General features: G+C 55.3%; 17 protein-coding genes. 8 read left to right on the top strand and 9 right to left on the bottom strand.

Going from position 1 to position 18,215, the window contains the following annotated elements; translation table 11 throughout:
• Positions 1-22 precede the first annotated feature (22 nt).
• A complete protein-coding gene (locus KE671_RS02185) occupies positions 23-1,261 on the bottom strand; it encodes a dicarboxylate/amino acid:cation symporter (protein ID WP_206161516.1) in 1,239 nt (412 codons plus the stop codon).
• Positions 1,262-1,485: 224 nt separating this feature from the next.
• On the opposite strand from KE671_RS02185, the gene KE671_RS02180 reads away from it, so the two are divergent.
• The 8 genes from KE671_RS02180 (at position 1,486) to KE671_RS02145 (ending at position 8,525) form a co-directional block, all read left to right on the top strand.
• Positions 1,486-2,412, top strand: a complete 927-nt coding sequence (locus tag KE671_RS02180; RefSeq protein WP_206161515.1) for a LysR family transcriptional regulator — start codon at positions 1,486-1,488, stop codon at positions 2,410-2,412.
• Positions 2,413-2,462: 50 nt separating this feature from the next.
• Entirely contained in the window at positions 2,463-3,746 is a 1,284-nt protein-coding gene (locus tag KE671_RS02175; RefSeq protein WP_206161896.1) for a DUF445 domain-containing protein, read from the top strand.
• 9 nt (positions 3,747-3,755) lie between these two features.
• Entirely contained in the window at positions 3,756-3,995 is a 240-nt protein-coding gene (locus KE671_RS02170) for a DUF2164 domain-containing protein (RefSeq protein ID WP_206161514.1), read from the top strand.
• 96 nt (positions 3,996-4,091) lie between these two features.
• On the top strand, positions 4,092-5,243 hold the full coding sequence (locus KE671_RS02165; protein WP_206161513.1) for a double-cubane-cluster-containing anaerobic reductase: 1,152 nt from the start codon (positions 4,092-4,094) through the stop codon (positions 5,241-5,243).
• 9 nt (positions 5,244-5,252) lie between these two features.
• Complete coding sequence (yjiL, locus tag KE671_RS02160) at positions 5,253-6,020, top strand: putative 2-hydroxyacyl-CoA dehydratase activator YjiL (RefSeq protein ID WP_206161512.1); 768 nt, start codon at positions 5,253-5,255, stop codon at positions 6,018-6,020.
• Complete coding sequence (locus tag KE671_RS02155) at positions 6,017-6,274, top strand: DUF3343 domain-containing protein (RefSeq protein WP_206161511.1); 258 nt, start codon at positions 6,017-6,019, stop codon at positions 6,272-6,274. The genes yjiL and KE671_RS02155 overlap by 4 nt, the downstream gene beginning before the upstream one ends.
• A 181-nt stretch (positions 6,275-6,455) precedes the next feature.
• On the top strand, positions 6,456-7,247 hold the full coding sequence (locus tag KE671_RS02150) for an SdiA-regulated domain-containing protein (RefSeq protein ID WP_241029711.1): 792 nt from the start codon (positions 6,456-6,458) through the stop codon (positions 7,245-7,247).
• Between the two features lie 78 nt (positions 7,248-7,325).
• The gene (locus tag KE671_RS02145) at positions 7,326-8,525 is read left to right on the top strand and encodes an MFS transporter (protein ID WP_206161509.1); all 1,200 of its coding nucleotides are present in this window, start codon (positions 7,326-7,328) and stop codon (positions 8,523-8,525) included.
• Positions 8,526-8,605: 80 nt separating this feature from the next.
• Here KE671_RS02145 and KE671_RS02140 read toward each other — a convergent pair whose 3' ends face one another.
• The 8 genes from KE671_RS02140 to tssF form a co-directional block, all read right to left on the bottom strand.
• On the bottom strand, positions 8,606-8,806 hold the full coding sequence (locus KE671_RS02140; protein ID WP_206161508.1) for a hypothetical protein: 201 nt from the start codon (positions 8,804-8,806) through the stop codon (positions 8,606-8,608).
• Between the two features lie 618 nt (positions 8,807-9,424).
• On the bottom strand, positions 9,425-9,844 hold the full coding sequence (locus KE671_RS02135; protein WP_206161507.1) for a hypothetical protein: 420 nt from the start codon (positions 9,842-9,844) through the stop codon (positions 9,425-9,427).
• A 180-nt stretch (positions 9,845-10,024) separates the two neighbouring features.
• Positions 10,025-10,546 (bottom strand): toxin-antitoxin system YwqK family antitoxin, encoded by a 522-nt coding sequence (locus KE671_RS02130; RefSeq protein ID WP_206161506.1) that lies wholly within the window; start codon positions 10,544-10,546, stop codon positions 10,025-10,027.
• Entirely contained in the window at positions 10,546-12,507 is a 1,962-nt protein-coding gene (locus KE671_RS02125; protein ID WP_206161505.1) for a type VI secretion system Vgr family protein, read from the bottom strand. Before KE671_RS02125 ends, KE671_RS02130 begins: the two co-directional genes overlap by 1 nt.
• A gap of 61 nt (positions 12,508-12,568) precedes the next feature.
• Positions 12,569-13,081: a hypothetical protein gene (locus KE671_RS02120; RefSeq protein ID WP_206161504.1), complete on the bottom strand. Its 513-nt coding sequence runs from the start codon at positions 13,079-13,081 to the stop codon at positions 12,569-12,571.
• Position 13,082: 1 nt separating this feature from the next.
• A complete protein-coding gene (tssH, locus tag KE671_RS02115; RefSeq protein ID WP_206161503.1) occupies positions 13,083-15,623 on the bottom strand; it encodes a type VI secretion system ATPase TssH in 2,541 nt (846 codons plus the stop codon).
• The gene (locus KE671_RS02110; RefSeq protein ID WP_206161502.1) at positions 15,614-16,528 is read right to left on the bottom strand and encodes a type VI secretion system baseplate subunit TssG; all 915 of its coding nucleotides are present in this window, start codon (positions 16,526-16,528) and stop codon (positions 15,614-15,616) included. The genes tssH and KE671_RS02110 overlap by 10 nt, the downstream gene beginning before the upstream one ends.
• Complete coding sequence (tssF, locus tag KE671_RS02105; RefSeq protein ID WP_206161501.1) at positions 16,492-18,213, bottom strand: type VI secretion system baseplate subunit TssF; 1,722 nt, start codon at positions 18,211-18,213, stop codon at positions 16,492-16,494. Before tssF ends, KE671_RS02110 begins: the two co-directional genes overlap by 37 nt.
• Between the last annotated feature and the right edge of the window lie 2 nt (positions 18,214-18,215).

Below are 18,215 nucleotides of genomic sequence, written 5' to 3'. Positions count from 1 at the left end.
TTTTTTATCCTTAATCCGTGCGTTAAACCTCGGCGACTGTCGCCGTCGCATTCATCTCTGCATTCACCGACTTTTTCCCGGAGAAGCGTTCTACAATTTGTGCCGCATTCAAATCATGAATCACGTTAATCAGCGTCGCCGGGGCATCGGTGATTGTGCCCAGCACCACTAACATCGGAATGGTTTCCATCGGCAGTCCCAGCGTGGTGACGATAAAGATCTCCCCGAGGAATGCCCCACCCGGTACGCCGCCGACGATAATCGCGGAAAGCACGGCGATCAGCATGGTCAGGAAGAAGGTTTCCATGGTGAATGGGATCCCCAGCACCGAACAGATAAAGACGATCTTCAGCGCCGCAATCATCGCCACGCCGCCTTTATTCAGATTGACCAGCAGTGGGATAGAGACATCCACAATTTCCGGGTTAATCCCCATCGCTTTGCCCGCGCGCAGGGTCACTGGCAGCGTGCCCAGTGAAGAACAAGTACCCAGCGCCGTCACGGAAGGTTCAATGGCGTGACGCCAGAAGGCCTTCACGGCCGGTACGCCGCCGCCAATGTAAGAGTAAAGAATAGAACCGAAAATGTAGTAAGCCAGCGTAGCGACCATGAACAGGCCAATCGCCCGGGCAAAGGTGAGCAGCAGTCCGGAATCCTGACTGGCCATCGTGGCCGCAAAGTAGCAGCCGAGCCCCAGCGGCGCGACCTTCATGATGATCGACACGATCTTCATAATGACGGTGTTGGCATCTTCCAACAGCGAAGCAATACGTTTACCCGCCTGCTCTGACTGACCAATCGCGATCCCGGCAATGATCGCCATGACGATCAGCGCGAGGATATTCGACTTAGAAAACAGACCAATAAAGTCGTTGGTGGTGATCATGCTGACAAAATCCATCTTGCCGCTGCCCGCCTGCACGGACTGCGAGAGATCGATAGTGGCTCCCTGCGCCGGGTTGTACCACAGAGCCAACGCCACAATCCCGGCCGCCGGAATAAACGCCATTGCGATGGAAACGATAAAGATAATCGCCATAATCCGTCCCAGCCGTTTCAGGTCGGTCATACTGGCGATGGAAGACATTACGCTGATTCCCACCAGCGGAACGATAATCATAAATAACAGGTTCAGGAAAATCTGACCTATCGGTTGAAGTTTACTGGCAAACGCGGGGGCGTAAATCCCTAATAAACCACCTGCAACCAGCGCAAGTAATAAAATAATTGACGATTTGTAGGGTTCGAGTCGTGTCCACATAATCGGTACCTTTTATAAGAATGGAATTAAATGAGAGTAAATTCACAATTTGGCGACGTTCTGTTTTTGCCTCCTTACTATTTGTGACGCAACTCACTTAAGTTGTTATTTTTTCATTTTGTGTGTAGGTCATTTCCTGTGATTCAATAGTTACATGTTTCAAAACCCAATGTAACGGCCTATTCGTACCGTTTTTGCAAATCACTTGTGAGTAAAAGGAAACAATGAGCGCACCCATTTCTCTCAAGCATTTAGAATTTTTTGTCCGGATTGTGGACTGCGGAGGATTATCTGAAGCCGCGGTGCAACTTAACGTGTCACCGTCCGCGGTCAGTAAAAGTCTGGCGGCAATGGAGGATACGCTGGGGACAACATTAATTAAGCGTACGACCCGCAGTATTACCCTGACCGACGCCGGGCAATATTTGTTTAATCGGGCCAATAAATTACTGAAAGAGTTTGATGAAACGTTAAATACCACCTCCGGTTATTATCACAATCCGCAGGGTGAATTACGCATTACCTGTTCGATTGCCTTCGGCTATTCCCGACTGGTTAATCTGGTGGACAAATATCGCGCCCAGTACCCGGATGTGAATCTGTATATCGATCTCAACGATAACTTCGTCAATCTGAACGACACGGATTTCGATATCGCCCTGCGCATCTCCACCGCCCCGCCGCAAAACTATGCCATGCGTAAGCTGGTGCCTATCCGCTGGGCGTACTGCGCGTCTCCCGGTTACCTTGCGAAAAAAGGGATGCCGCTGCGGCGTACCGATCTGGTGAATCATGACTGTCTGGTTTACCCCGGCCTGACCCCCGTTCTGAAGGTTGCCGACGAGCAGGATCGCCTGCATCAGTTGAAACTGCATATGCCTATCCAGGCCAACAGCAGCCTGGTGCTGCTGAAATCGGTGCTGGAAGATCAGGGTGTAGCCTATCTGCCTACCTATCTGATTGGCGATCATATTCAGAAAGAGGAGATCACCCCGCTGATGCTCGATGGTACAATCGCCTGCGAAACGCACACCCTTTACGCGCTCTACTTCCCCAGCAAGTACAGCAACCCGAAGGTGCGTTCGTTTATTGATTTTCTGGTCGTCGAATTAGGGACCCTGCCAGCATGGGACAACTGGATCCCCGACTGATCCCCGGTTGTTTTTGCACGATCCCCCCGTCTGGCTCTATTCTTAACTCTATGAATAAAATCGCTGAACTCAAACGCGCCAAACTGCTGGCGCTCTCGTTACTGCTGATCGCGGCCACCACGTTCGTCGTCACCCTCTTCCTGCCGCCCGGCTTTTGGGTCAGCGGGATCAAAGCCATTGCCGAGGCAGCGATGGTCGGTGCGCTGGCGGACTGGTTTGCGGTGGTGGCGCTGTTTCGCCGCGTTCCTCTCCCGTTCATTTCGCGGCACACGGCGATTATTCCCCGTAATAAAGACCGGATCGGCGAAAATCTCGGGCAGTTTGTGCAGGAGAAATTCCTCGACACTCAATCCCTGGTCGCGCTGATCCGTCGTCATGAACCGGCGCTGCTGATTGGCAACTGGTTCAGCCAACCAGAAAACGCCCGCCGTGTCGGACAGCATCTGTTGCAGATCATGAGTGGCTTTCTGGAACTGACCGACGATGCCCGTATCCAGCGCCTGCTAAAGCGTGCGGTACATAAGGCGATTGATAAGATCGACCTCTCCGGTACCAGCGCCCTGATGCTGGAAAGCATGATCAAAAACAATCGCCACCAGGTGCTGCTCGATACGCTGATCGCCCAGTTGATAGCACTCCTCCAGCGCGACAGTTCCAGGGCGTTTATCGCCGGGCAAATCGTCCACTGGCTGGAGACCGAACACCCGCTTAAGGCCCGAATTCTGCCCACCGAGTGGCTGGGCGAACACAGCGCAGAGCTGGTGTCGGATGCGGTGAACTCGCTACTTGATGACATCAGCCACGATCGCGCGCATCAGATCCGCCACGCCTTCGATCGCGCCACCTTTACGCTCATCGACAAACTGAAACACGATCCGCAGATGGCGAACCGGGCGGAAAGCATCAAGGCTTACCTGAAAGAAGATGAGGCCTTTAACCGCTATCTCGGCGAGCTATGGGCGGATTTACGCCAGTGGCTGAAGCAGGATATCAACGCCGACGATTCCCGTGTGAAACAGCGAATCGCTCATGCAGGACAGTGGTTTGGCGAAACGCTGATTGCTGACGATGCACTGCGCGCCTCGCTCAACGGCCATCTGGAGCAGGCCGCCCATCGGGTAGCGCCGGAGTTTGCCGCCTTCCTGACCCGCCACATCAGCGATACGGTGAAAAGCTGGGATGCCCGCGATATGTCGCGACAGATTGAACTTAACATCGGGAAAGATTTGCAGTTTATCCGCGTCAACGGCACGCTGGTGGGCGGGACGATCGGGCTGCTGTTATATCTGTTATCGCAAATCCCCTCACTGCTGCCCGCACTGTCCACTTTTTAAGGAGAAAAAATGGCTGACATTACCCTGTCTCCGGCACAGCGCGACGGTCTGCGCGAGGCGCTCAGAGACTACTGTCGCGATCGTTTCGAACTGGAGCTGGAACAGTTCGACGCCGAGTTTTTTATTGATTTCATTAGCGAAAAACTGGGCTCCGTGTACTACAACGCGGGCATTGAAGAAGCGATTCGCACGCATATGGCCTGGAGCGAGCGCATCCAGGAAGAGATGGATCTGAAGAAAATTTTATAATGCCTTACCTGGCGGGAGATCAATAAACCCACAGTATTGACGTGGTTATAATGCGAACACTTTTAACATCTCCCGTGTCACGGGGAAGGAAAATCCATGTCGCTTATCACCGATCTGCCCGCCATTTTCGACCAGTTCTCTGAAGCCCGCCAGAAAGGCTTTCTCACCGTGATGGATCTCAAAGAGCAGGGTATCCCGCTGGTGGGAACCTATTGCACCTTCATGCCGCAGGAGATCCCAATGGCGGCGGGTGCGGTGGTGGTCTCGCTGTGTTCAACGTCGGATGAAACCATCGAAGAAGCCGAAAAGGATCTGCCGCGCAACCTTTGCCCGTTGATCAAAAGCAGCTACGGCTTCGGCAAAACCGACAAATGCCCCTATTTCTACTTTTCCGACCTGGTGGTAGGTGAAACCACCTGCGACGGCAAAAAGAAAATGTACGAGTACATGGCGGAGTTCAAAGCCGTTCACGTTATGCAGTTGCCAAACAGTAGCCAGGATGCCGCCTCCCGCGCACTGTGGAAAGCAGAAATTCTGCGCTTGCAACAGGCCGTGGAAGCGCGCTTTGGGACGCCGGTAACCGAAGCGGCGCTGCGCGATGCTATTGTCCTTAAAAATCGTGAACGTCGTGCGCTGGCGAATTTCTATCGTCTCGGCCAGCTAAATCCCCCTGCATTGAGCGGCAGCGACATCCTGAAAGTGGTGTACGGTGCGACCTTCCGCTTTGATAAAGAAGCCCTCATCGACGAACTGGACAGCATGACCGGACGGGTGCGCCAGGCGTGGCAAGACGGTAAACGACTGGACGCCCGTCCACGCATTCTGATCACCGGTTGCCCGATTGGCGGAGCGGCAGAAAAAGTGGTACGCGCCATTGAAGAAAACGGCGGTTGGGTGGTGGGATACGAAAACTGCACCGGCGCGAAGGCGACCGAGCAGTGCGTCGCGGAAACCGGCGACGTATACGACGCGCTCACCGACAAATATCTCGCCATCGGCTGTTCGTGCATCTCTCCAAACGAGCAGCGCCTGACGCTGCTCAGCCAGATGGTGGAAGAGTACCAGGCAGACGGCGTGGTGGACGTGATTTTGCAGGCCTGTCATACCTATGCCGTTGAATCACTGGCGATTAAGCGTCATGTTCGCCAGCAGCACAACATTCCTTACATCGCCATTGAAACCGACTACTCCACCTCGGATGTCGGCCAGCTCAGCACCCGCGTCGCGGCCTTTATTGAAATGCTGTGAGGGGCAGGCGTGACATATTCGATAGGGATTGATTCCGGCTCGACGGCGACCAAAGGCATTTTACTGGCAGGCGGCGTGATCGAGCGCCGATTCCTGTGCCCGACGCCATTCCGCCCTGCCGATGCTATCCGCGAGGCCTGGGACGTGCTCGCAAAAGGTCTGGAAACGCGACCGTACCTGACCTTAACCGGTTATGGTCGCCAGTTGGTTGATTTTGCTGACAAGCAGGTCACCGAAATCTCTTGTCACGGACTGGGCGCACGGCTACTGGCTCCCGCCACCCGCACGGTCATTGACATCGGTGGACAGGACAGCAAGGTGATCCAACTGGATGACGACGGTAACCTCACCGACTTCCTGATGAATGACAAATGCGCGGCGGGCACCGGCCGTTTTCTGGAGGTCATTTCGCGAACCCTGGGTGCCAGCGTCGAGCAACTCGATACCATTACCGCTGGCGTAGCGCCACACGCCATCAGCAGTATGTGCACCGTTTTTGCCGAATCCGAAGTCATTAGCCTGCGCTCTGCGGGTATCGCCCCGGAAGCAATCCTCGCGGGCGTGATCAACGCAATGGCACGGCGCAGCGCCAACTTCATCGGTCGACTCTCTTCAGAGGGGCCGCTGCTGTTTACCGGCGGCGTCAGCCACTGCACAGCCTTTGCCCGGATGCTGGAAAGCCATGTCGGCATCCCGGTAAACACCCACCCGGACGCGCAGTTTGCCGGTGCCATCGGCGCGGCGCTGATCGGTCAACGACAGAGAAAGCGCGGATGACGGAATATCTGTTTTTATTTCATTCGACGGTGGGCGTGATCCAGACCCGCAAAGCGTTGCAGGCCGCAGGCATGACCTTTCGGGTTGCCGACATTCCCCGCCAGTTGCGCGGGGGCTGTGGGCTGTGTGTCCACCTGCATTGCCATCCCGGAGAACAAGAACGATGGGTGATCCCCGGTCACACCGAGTCTATTTACCGCCTGGAGCAGGGCGACTGGCAATGTGTGGCAACCTTCGATGCGCCAGTACGTTGATCCGCGTAACCGCGATAGATTCCGCGCATTCGCGCAGGTTTAAGAATTCATTAAGATTAATCTTTATACTTTCTCCCTTAATGCCTTTGATTTTATTTAAGGAAGAATAATGAGATTGTCCGCCCGATATCTGAACTCACCTCTGCGAGTCCTGCTTCTTCTTGCTCTACTCCTTGCGGGAATGAGTTATGTCATATCGGGTGGAGCCGCACCCGACAACGACAATAACTCCCTTGCGGATTATCGCGCGACAATAGACGGCAAAAAGATCGACGGCGTGAAAAAAAATGTCTCCTCACTCACCTGGTCCGATAAAAGTGATACGTTGTTCAGCACGATTAATAAACCTGCCACGATTATTGAATTGACCAAACAGGGACAATTGCTGCGTAGCATCCCGCTCGATTTTATTCGCGATCTGGAAACCATCGAGTTCATTGGTGACGACACGTTTGTTATCAGCGATGAAAGTGATTATTCCATTTACATCATTACGATCAATGCGCAGTCGCAAGTGAATATCCTCAAAAAGTTAAAGCTTGATCTGTATGAAACCCCGACTAACGACGGCTTTGAGGGACTCGCGTGGTCACGAGAAAAAGAGACGTTCTGGTTTTTTAAAGAAAAGAGACCGATTGGGATCTATAAAGTGACGGGGCTGCTCAATAACGACAATTTAACCATTAGCAAAGACAATACTCTGCAACAACAGCTTAATGTAAAAGATATTTCAGGCGCGGAATTTAATGCGCAAAAGAATAGCCTGCTGATCCTCTCTCACGAATCACGCATGCTCAAAGAGGTCAAAATCGACGGCGACGTCATCGGTGTCATGACGCTAACCGAAGGCCACCACGGGTTGGCGCACACCATACAGCAGGCTGAAGGGATTGCAATGGATAACCAGGGATCGCTGTTTATGGTTGCAGAGCCTAATCTGTTTTACCGTTTCACATCTGACACCGCACAATAATCCACCCGCCGCCCTACCCATTTGTTATAAATTTGTTACCATCATATTTCACACATGACAAATAACAATGGGTACGGCATGAGCCAGCAACCGCACATCGCAGACCGTTATTCTCTTAGCTCCGCCCTTTTCGGGATGATGGTCCTCGCGCTGGGCATGGGGATTGGGCGTTTTCTCTATACCCCGATGTTGCCAGTGCTGCTGGCCGAGGGGCGTTTCACCTTTTCCGAACTGTCGTGGATAGCCAGCGTCAACTATGCGGGATACCTGGTCGGAAGCCTGCTGTTCTCCTTCGGGCTTTTTCATCAGCCAGGCCGTTTACGGCCGATGCTATTAAGTTCAGCGGTGGCGACCGGCGGACTGATCCTCGCGATGGCGCTGTTCTCCGATCCCATAATCGTGATGCTGGTGCGTTTTCTGGCGGGCGTCGCCAGCGCCGGAATGCTGATCTTTGGCTCCACGCTGGTGCTGCAACACACCCGCAATCCTTTTGTCATTGCCTCGCTGTTTTCTGGCGTCGGCGTTGGGATTGCGCTGGGCAACGAGTACGTGATTGCAGGGCTGCACTTTGCGCTCTCTTCCCACACGCTGTGGATCGGGGCGGCGGTCTTCTCCGCCGTGCTGGCGATTCTGCTGGCGCTGTTGCTTCCGTCCCGCACCCACGCGCTACCTGCCGCAACCCAGGCAAAAAGTGACCCGCAGCCGATGCGCTGGTGGTTGCTGGCGCTGCTCTATGGACTGGCTGGATTCGGCTACATCATCGTCGCCACCTATTTACCGCTGATGGCGAAAGGAGCGGGTTCTCCGCTGCTGACGGTTCATCTGTGGACGCTGGTGGGTATCTCGATTGTGCCGGGCTGCTTCGCCTGGCTGTGGGCCGCGAAACGCTGGGGAGTGCTGCAATGTCTGACGGCGAACCTGGTGATTCAGGGTGCCTGCGTGATCCTGACGCTTGCCAGCGAGTCTACGCTGTTGCTGGTGCTGAGCAGCGTGGGATTCGGCGCGACCTTTATGGGCACCACGTCGCTGGTGATGACCCTCGCGCGCCAGCTTATTGTGCCGGGAAACCTCAATCTGCTGGGTTTCGTGACGCTGACCTACGGTATCGGTCAGATACTGGGTCCGCTGTTAACCACGCTGTTGGGCAGCGGCACACAGGCGATTACTGATGCTACGCTGTGCGGCGCGCTGGCGTTATTTCTCGCTGCGACGATCAGCGCGCAGCAATTCTATAAACAAAAGCGTTTGTTGGCGTGTCGCATCAACGAAATGCGCTAACAGCCCTAATGCGATGACCGTAATACACGCCACAGAACGCCAGAATGGTAAAGGCATCATCCTGTAAAACCGACCCGCACCTATTCACGACCGCCTTCATGGGCGGTGCGATGAAGCATGAGCGCCTCAGCAATAATATCCTGTTTGCTTTTACGCGTTTCTAAAGCCAGAGCCCGAACATAGTCCCAAAGCGTGGTTTCAACACGGGCACTTAACAGCACCATATCTTTAGAACGGGTTCCTCTGGCTTTACGGATATCGGGATAATCGCGGGAAGGCATCGTCGTCTCCTGAAGGCTATGTCGTCTTAACTGGAGAGGAATATGCAGTTGGTCGAATAACAAGTCAACGTACAAAATTTCAGCAGCCGGGTGATGGAAATGTTAAGAAAAGACCTTGAAATGGAACGCCGTTTCAAGTGAAAGGCAACGCGTAGCAGGCTAATAATATCAGGATTTATTGAGAGACAAGGGTTATTTCAGTGCTTTTTGCTTCCCGTTCTCCGGCCCAAACATTCAGAGTAATTATTGAAAATTCCTATCCGCCAATATGTTACTTCTGAGATAAATGTTTACATTGAGAACGATAACTGGCTTTTTTAGAGAGAGTTACGACGATCTCTTTCAATAATTTTCGCTAACGCAGTTAATCACTTTTGTCATCAGACGTCTTACCACCACGGCCATCAACGCCAAAAAAGTAAACAAGTCGTAAATAAGGACATTTTTTAACGACGCAAATTAAGTGTATCTTAATTGATATTTATCAATTTTAAAGGAGGAGATTTGCCTGTTTTTGGTAAGAATCTGATGAAACACACTAATACCGACTGCTTTTGTACAGTAAATTTTACGTCATAAGACGATCGCGTAATCAGCAGGTGATATTGACTTCCCTTTTCACCGCCAGACCTCCAGTACGACTGAACCAAAGTTATTCCAGTACATCCCCGATATATCATTCGCAAAGACCACCAGCTCACCGCTGCGGGGCGCAATCCAGCCATTCTTTAGCCGGGTACCATCGCCAATCACAAACATGGTGTCGGTAGATTTGTCGATGGTACCAATCAGGGTAAACCAGGTCGCAGGATCGTGGCGGCACCGCAGCCAGATTCGGGCAAAATTCAGATAACCGACGGAGTAACCGTTCGCGTCACAGCAATAGCTCATATCGCACCACCTACCGGTGACACGGAAGAAATACCTGACGCCCTGCTCAACAAACAGTTCCGTTTCAGCCCATTTATCGCGTGAGCGAATTTGGGTTCGCTTCACCCGTCGTGAAGCCAGCGGCGGAACATCTATTCGATCAACCATACATCATCACCTTTGCGCAAACACTGTTATGCAGGTCGTAGAAAGCCGCTCGTGTAATACGATGACGAACAGAAGGCGGTAACACTAATTTTTATGAACTCTGCGCCCACGCTCCATAACAGGAAAGTCGTAGTCTGTACGTGCAGTTTCATACCTTTCAATGACCTGCCGCGATCGCGCTTACAGATGTTCCGTCCATTTACTGAACCGGGACTGGGGCTGCCCCTCAGCGTTGATGGCTCGACCATCCGGTAACCAGCGTTCGGGTGGGCGAACCGGGCGACCGTGGACATAGGGTTGGCGCATGGCGCAGGTTCCATCAGGATAGTACTGTTCACTCTGTTGATGACGCAGGCCGTCCTGCCACTGTTCGCGAATCTGCACCTGCCCGGACGGATAAAAGCAGCGGCACTCGCCGTGCAACTGCCCTGCCCGCCAGTGCTCTTCACGGATCAACACGCCCTCTTCGCTGAAGTAGCGCGCCACGCCCTGCAACCTGCCATGATGATATTCCTGATGCATCGCCAGTTGGCCGTTAGGATGCCAGCTTTCGGTGACGCCGTGCAGAACGCCCTGCTGATAGTGCATCGCCATCAGCCGACGCCCATGTTCCTCAATCTGCATCTCGCCGCAGAGCTGACCGTCCGTCAGGGCAGCCTGTAGCCGGGTGGCGTCCTGCTGATATTCCAGAAGCTCACTCATTAGTTAATCTTCACCATCCCGCCCTTGAGCGTCAGCATCCCGCCTCCCTCCAGAATCTGCGCTGCGCTGGCCTTGCTGGTCAGCGTGGCTTTCGCCTCCTGGCTTATCGTTGCCGCTTTCTGGGTGAGCGAACCCTTCGCATCGCTGGCGATACTGGTAGCGTCAAGATTCAGGCTCGTGGCCGCACTGGCTTTCAGATCCGTTCCGCTCTTCACCGTCAACGTTTTACCACTTTCCAGCATGAGCGTACCGCTGACATTAATCGTCAGGTTGCCGTCGACGTTCAGCGTGTAGTTGCCCTTCACTTTGTGCGTCTCATTGCCGTCCACCGCGTGTTCCTGATCGCCTTTCACCGTTACGCTGCGCTTATCTTTGACCGTCAGCGTATCGCTACCCTTTTCAATGTTGACCGCCCGGTTACCCTTCTTCAGCGTGACGGTTTCATTGCCTTCTTCAACGGTGCGCGTACGGTCGTTTTTGACGTTGTGGATCTCATCGTGGCTAATGGTGGTGTTACTGTCGTTGAGTACGAGGAGCTGGAAGTCTTTCTGCGCCTGCATTGCCAGCAGTTCGGCGTCTTTTTTGTCGTCGAAGCGCAGTTCGTTAAAACCCTTTTCGCTGTGGGTTTTAATGCCGGACTGGGTTTGATTTGCCGGCAGCGGGTACGGCAGGGCGTTATTACCGTTGTAGACACAGCCAGTAATTAATGGCTTATCCGGATCGCCATTGATAAAGCTCACCACGACTTCCTGACCGATGCGCGGAATAAACTGCGCGCCAAAGCTGTTGCCGCTCCAGGCGGTGGCGACCCGCAGCCAGCAGGAGCTGGTTTCGTCGCTTTTACCTTCTCTGTCCCACGGAAACTGCACTTTTACCCGCCCAAGCTTGTCGGTCCAGATTTCTTCTCCGCTTTTACCCACCACTGCCGCCGTCTGGGTATGCATAAACGGTGTTGGCGTCATCGATTGTGGGCGATACGGCGTGGATTTGGGAATGGCGGTGAAGCGGTTGCGATAGCGCTCGCCGTCGTACTCGTGGCTGACGGCGACGATCAGCCAGTCGATGTTAAGCGCGTTGTCATCGTGATCGATTAAGGTGAACCAGTGCCCGGCGGCCAGCGCCGCGCAGTCGCTTTCACCGACCAGCTGTTTCGCCTGCGCCTTCAGGGCATTAACCTTCCACGCCGCCAGCGCGTCACCGTCAGCTTTAACGCTAAACCGCCCCGGATGCTGATAATGCACCCCACCGTTCTTCTCACCGGCCTGGGCAAACAGCGCAGCCTTCGGCTGCTCGTAGTTATAATCGCTGCTCTGAAAGCCCTGGGCGGTAGCCTGCAAACGCAGCGCCGCCGATCGAATTGCCCCGGTTTCCCGCTCACCGCTCTGCGCCGCCTGATACTTCACCTTTTTCTCGCCGGGGATGGGCGGGAATGCGCTGTTGTCATCCGCCAGCACCAGCGTGTGCTTGCCTGCTACATGGGTAAAGAACCAGAAAATCCCCTCCTGCTCCAGCAGCCGCGAGACAAAATTAAAATCGCTTTCGTTGTATTGCAGGCAGTATTCACGCTTCGCCGGTTTGGTTTTGAGTTTGAACCGATAGTCGGTAAATCCGGCATCTTTAAACACCTTCTCGACGATCTCCTGTGCGCTGAGGTTCTGAAACACGCGGTTGTTACTGGAAAGCGTTAGCCACCAGAGCCATGGGCGTAGGATAAATTGGTAGCGTTCGGCGTTGCGCGTCGCGGGTAGTTGGTGAATCTCCGCAATCAGCCCGTCATAATCGACGTTGTTGATCGTGGCGGTAAGATGGGTCGCCAGCGCGGTATCAAGCGTTAACGGTGCAGAGGTGGTTACGGTAACCGTGGCGATGGTCAGGCCGTTAAGTTGAGAATCGGTTTGCAAGGTTGAGGCGGTTAGGCCAGTTAGCTTCGCGGTGAGTTTGAGGATGGTAGTGTCGGGCATGGGAAATTCCTTTTTAGTGCCTTTTTCATATAATAAAAAGATAAATGTTTTTAATATAAAGTCATAATTTATTACTAATAGGTATGGTGAATCTTCCTGGGAATACCGTAGAAAACGGAGAGTCTTGCTTTCTTGTATTACATGACATGCACATAAACTGTAGGTTTTCCAAATCATTATACCAGGCGTTCTCTGAACTTATTGTATTTAACTGTTTAATTGAACTCGTTTCCCGCCCAAAGGTAGATTGCGAAATTGTTTTTTCTTGTATATAACCAATACCGCCATGAACGACTCCAGTCATTGAATTTATTTTATTATGTGAAACGTTTAAAGAATAAAAAGACAATACACATTCAGAAATAAATTTATGTCCATATGATACAAATGGAAGTATATGGTCTAAATGCATACAGCACATGGGTAATTTTCTTCCGCAACCCGCACAAGTGCTGTAAAATTCCGAGCCAGCACCAAAATCATTCGTCCCATCAGAAAATTTCAAACTTGTAGTTACTGCTGATCTCGTTGCTGCCCAACTAAACCGTCCTTGCTCATCAACTAGAAGTTTCATATTATTTATCCATATTTCGTAATAATGATAAAAATTCACTCCCCATCACTTCCCCAACCACCAGATTCTCAACATCTCTGGCCCCGACGCCTTTACACTTCTCCATTACCCTTTTCACTAAATCATCATCCATATTCAACCGCTCCCCCGTTGCCACTAAATACCGCTGCGCTAATTTCTCCAATTTCGCCAGCACAATCCCTTTTAATATTTCTTCATCTAAAGCGCGATAGGCCACCGTGGTCATCCTTGCTAAAAACGCCGGGCGGAAATGGGTTAATAACTCCTCGCGCAATGCCGCATTAAACCGCTCGCTGTTTAATTCAGAAGCTGGCGTGTCGAGAATAAGCTCCGCGCCAACGTTGCTGGTTGCCAGCATTACCGTGTTTTTAAAATCAACAATTAGCCCGGTGCCGTCTTCCATTACGCCTTTATCGAAAACGTTATAGAACACCTCCAGCACGTCCGGGTGCGCCTTTTCAATTTCGTCAAGCAGCACCACCGAATAGGGACGACGGCGCACGGCTTCGGTTAACGCCCCGCCGCTGCCGTAGCCAACGTAGCCCGGCGGCGCGCCTTTAAGCTGGCTGACGGTGTGCGCTTCCTGATACTCGGAAAGATTAATGGTGATCAGGTTACGTTCGCCGCCGTACAGGGCGTCGGCCAGCGCATACGCGGTTTCGGTTTTGCCGACACCGGTTGGGCCCACCAGCAGGAACACGCCGACCGGTTTCTGCGGGTCGGTCAGGCCGCTGCGATAGGCGCGCAGGCGTTGGGCGATGGTTTCCAGCGCTGCCTGTTGTCCCATTACCCGCTCACTCATGCGTTCGACCAGCGTGCGCAGGGCGTGGGCTTCGTCGGTCAGCATTTGCCCGAGCGGAATGCCGGTCCAGCCGCCGATCACCGCCGCGACGGTCGCAGGGTCCACGCAGTCCGGCACCAGCGCGATCTCCTCCCGTAGCTGTGCCGCCGTGGTTTCCAGCCTGCCAATCAGCGCCGCGCATTCCACCAGTTGCTGCTCCAGTTCTTCGTCATCTTCATCGGGCCGTTCGCTCAGATTCAGCATCCGCTGACGAGCGGCGAGCAGCTCGCCGACCCGCTGGCGCTCATCCTGCCAGCGCCCTTCCACTTCCCGAGCCTGAAAACCCAATTTCTCCGCCTGCGCCTCCAGCTCGCACAGCCGGTCGTGATGATCAACGCCCACCAACAGCTCGCGGTTGAGACGTTCGCTCTCTTCTTCGATGGCCGCCTGCTGCTGACGGATCTCCTCAAGCTGTGGCGGCTGATCATGCTGCGCCAGCGCCACGCGCGCGCAGGCGGTGTCGAGCACGCTGATGGCTTTGTCCGGCAGCTGGCGTCCGGAGATGTAGCGCTGCGACAGACGTACCGCCTCGCGGATCGCACTATCAAGGATCTGCACGCCATGGTGCGCTTCCAGCTTATCGGCCACCGCCCGCAGCATCACCACCGCGCTGTTCTCGTCCGGCTCTTCGATCTGGATACGCTGAAAACGCCGATCCAGCGCCGGATCTTTCTCGAAGTATTTTTTGTACTCCTGCCAGGTGGTGGCGGCGATGGTACGCAGTTCACCACGTGCCAGCGCCGGTTTCAGCAGGTTGGCAGCGTCGCTGCCGCCCTCCGCGCCGCCCGCGCCTATCAGCGTGTGGGCTTCGTCGATAAACAAAACGATCGGCTGCGGGGATTTTTTTACCGCATCGATCACCCCTTTTAGCCGCTGTTCAAATTCTCCCTTCACGCCTGCACCAGCCTGCAATAGTCCGAGATCCAGCGCCAGCAGAGCGACATCACGCAGCGGCGGCGGCACGCTGCCTTCAGCGATGCGTCGCGCAAGCCCTTCGGCAACGGCGGTTTTGCCCACGCCCGGCGCGCCCACCAGAATCGGGTTGTTCTGGCGGCGGCGCAACAGGATGTCGATACACTGGCGGATCTCTGCGTCGCGCCCGATGATCGGGTCGATCCGCCCCTCGCGCGCATCGCGGGTCAGGTCGTGGGTGTATTGATCCAGTACGCCGCTTTCATGGTCAGGGCGATCGTCAGGCGGCGACCCACTTTGTTCCTCTACGGATAGTCGGCACCAGTTCCGCCATTGGTTTTCCAGCGTTATAGACTGGATGCCGAGCAACAACGGCATCCCCTGTGCCAGTTGGCTACGTAGCCGTTCGCGGGTCAGCAATGCCAGCAGCAGTAACGCCGAACGCACCTGCGCAAGACGCTGGAAGGTCGCCAGCAGAATCGCCCCTTCCAGCAGTTCCACTAGCTGGACGGAAAAGACCGGCATGCGCGTACAGCCGGTTTTAAACTGCGCCTGGGTGCGCAGAATCTCTTCACGCAGCCGATCCGCGGGGACCGCCGCCTCCCCGAGGCAACAGGCCAGATCGCCCTGGTCCTCATCCAGCAGGGCCAGCAGCAAATGTTCCGGTTCAACAAACCAGTGGCCCTGCGCCCGGCTGCGCTCCGCCGCTTGTTCCAGCGCGCGAAAGCAGTGTGAGTTGAGTCGTTCGACCAACGCTTTTAAATCCATTTTTCTTCCTTCCTGAGAGGCAGACGACAGCAAAACGGCTGCGGCTTGCGACTCTGTAATTGCGCGGTCTGCCCCAGACGCGGAGGGCGGGTGCGTGAAAGACAGGTGTCGAGCGTCGGCGTACCGCGCATTACCAGCTCAAGCGAAATCCCCGCGCCAAACCAGAGTTGACCTGTCAGACGCAGCGTAGAAAATCCTTCCGCGTCGGGTAAAAATGCGCGCCACTGCGCAGCGCTGTCGGTATACAAATGCACCCGCAGGCACGCCTGCTGATGCCAGGCGTGGCGCCCCGCCATACTGTTACGCCCCAGCCGCCCCCCCATTCGGCCCTGCTGGTCGGCGGAAAGCGGTTGCCAGCGCCCGACAAACTCCTCAACCGACACGGAAATGCGCATTACCGCCGCCACCAGTGCGACAAACCCGGCGACAGATCGCCGCCGGGTTACCAGTAACCCGCTCTGAACCAGCGACAGCGGAATGTTTGTCGGGCGCGCGGTCGTCAGAAAACCGCACAGCGCCTGCATGAGTTCCCCTCCGGCCGCCTGCTCTCGCGGGGCATAAGGCGTCGCCAGTCGATACACACTCCGGCTCCGGCAGTCGTGTTCAATCATCCGCTGCGCAAACAGGTTAAGGAAATCCTGCGCCGCCTGCGGCAGTGCTTCCAACCCGTCGTAGGGTAAAACGCCATCCGCACCGCCCAGGCCGAGGCTACGTACCTCTACCCGCGCCTCCTGCAAACGGCCAATTTCCGCAGGGGCAAAGGTCAGCCCCAGCTCACCGCGCAGTTCAGGCGACACGCCGCTCAGTTCGAGCAGTCGGACGCATTGCTCCAGCGAAAATCGCCAGGGTTCGCGCCGAAGTTGCGCTATCACACTATCGGCAGGGTGGGTGCGGTATCGCGCCATAGCGGGATCTCCTCGCAGTCATCTTGCAATACGGTATGCACAAAGCAGTTTGCCGTGGCGTTACGCGCCAGAAAACGGGCGATTATCGCCGCAAAAAGCAGGCGGCTGCTGGCGGTAAATGCCTGAGGATCCAGCGTCAGCGTAACCCGAATGCCATTACGCCAGCCACGCCACACATCGCGACCAGAATGTTCGCTGACCCGCTCGCAGTGCATCGCGCGGATGCCGTCGATCTGCTGCCAGACCGCCGCCGATTCTCCCGAAGAGGCATAAAGAGAGAGCATCTCTTTCAGTGACGTCAGCGCCTCGTCGCCTTCAGTCAGCGACATATGATTGAGCGCCAACGAGGAAACCAACTTCCAGCGTGCGTTCCGCTGCCTTACAGACTGCCCCGGATTCGTCGGCGTGCCCAGCAAACACGCCTGCGCTATCGGCCCCGGAAACTCAAAGGCCAGCGGGGTTCCTGCCGCCAGCAACGACGCGCACTCACCGTTGGTACACAGAAGCGTTGCCGTCAGCGTGGACTCTTCATCGGCGGCAAAAGGATCAAAACGGCTGTCCACCAGCGTCAGCCAGAGATCGTTCTCCTGCCGATAATGTCGCCGCGCATGCCAGAACCATCGAGCATCAGCATGCTGTTGCGCGCCGTAATAGGGCGGCACCGGCCAGGCTTCATCGCGTCGGCTCATCCACAGTTGAACAATGCGGTAGATTTGCATCTCTTTGTCGTAGAGATCGGCGACCAGCCGGTATTCGCTGTGCGTGTGCCCGACGGGCAGCGGTTCCGAGGTTCGCGTAAACAGATTCACCACCGGTACGCAGTCGAGACGCACATCGTCCCGTGTCAGGTGCAGCGCCGTGTCCGGGGCGCGGCGGAAAGGAATACAGAGCGTCAGGGTATCGCCGTCCTGCCCCTGCGGGATCGGCAAATCGAAATACATCAGCGCCTGCGGGCAGTGCATCCAGGCGCTCAACGCCAGCCCACTCGACTCGGCGCCCGACTCGCTCGCCAACAGGTGCTCCGCATTTTCGAGCCCTACCGGTATCGGTGACTGTGGGCCAAGCGCGTGGGCATACAGCAGGTCGAAAAGCATGGCGCTAATCTGCGGAGCTCCCCCCAGATAAATGCGCAGCGTGCGCATCGTCAGCATGGAAAACTGCCAGGGCGGTAAACAACGAAGCCGAAGCGACAATGCGCCCCGCGCCTGGCTTAACCCACACGCATGACGAGCCGCGCTCGCGTCGAGCCAGGTGAGGTCATCGATCGCGATCGGCCACAGCGTATGCTGCAATGCGGTACGCCACCAGACCGTTTCGCCCTCTGCCGTCAGCGCGTACAGCGGCGTACCGGCGGGCAGCGTGTAGCCCTGCGTCAGATCGCCCGCCAGCGGATTGGGCGTAACACGGGCGGTAGCAAATGAGGGATAGGGGCGCAGAAGATGCGGGGTGAGCAGTTCCAGAAGCGATTCACTCAGTTCGCTAAACCCTTCATCCAGCCGCTGGTTCAGGCGTGCGCTTTGTAGGGCGAACCCTTCCAGTAACCGTTCAACGTGCGGATCGGGACAGTCAAATTCGCTTATACGCAGGCGGGCAGCGATCTTCGGATGCTGGCGGGAAAATTCACCGCTGGCGGCACGCAACCACCGGAGTTCCTGCAAATAATCCTCCAGCAACCTGTCGTCCATCG

The sequence above is a fragment of the Citrobacter amalonaticus genome (genome assembly GCF_018252635.1).
Lineage (GTDB): Bacteria > Pseudomonadota > Gammaproteobacteria > Enterobacterales > Enterobacteriaceae > Citrobacter_A > Citrobacter_A amalonaticus_E.
This window is presented reverse-complemented; position numbering and strand designations above follow the sequence as displayed.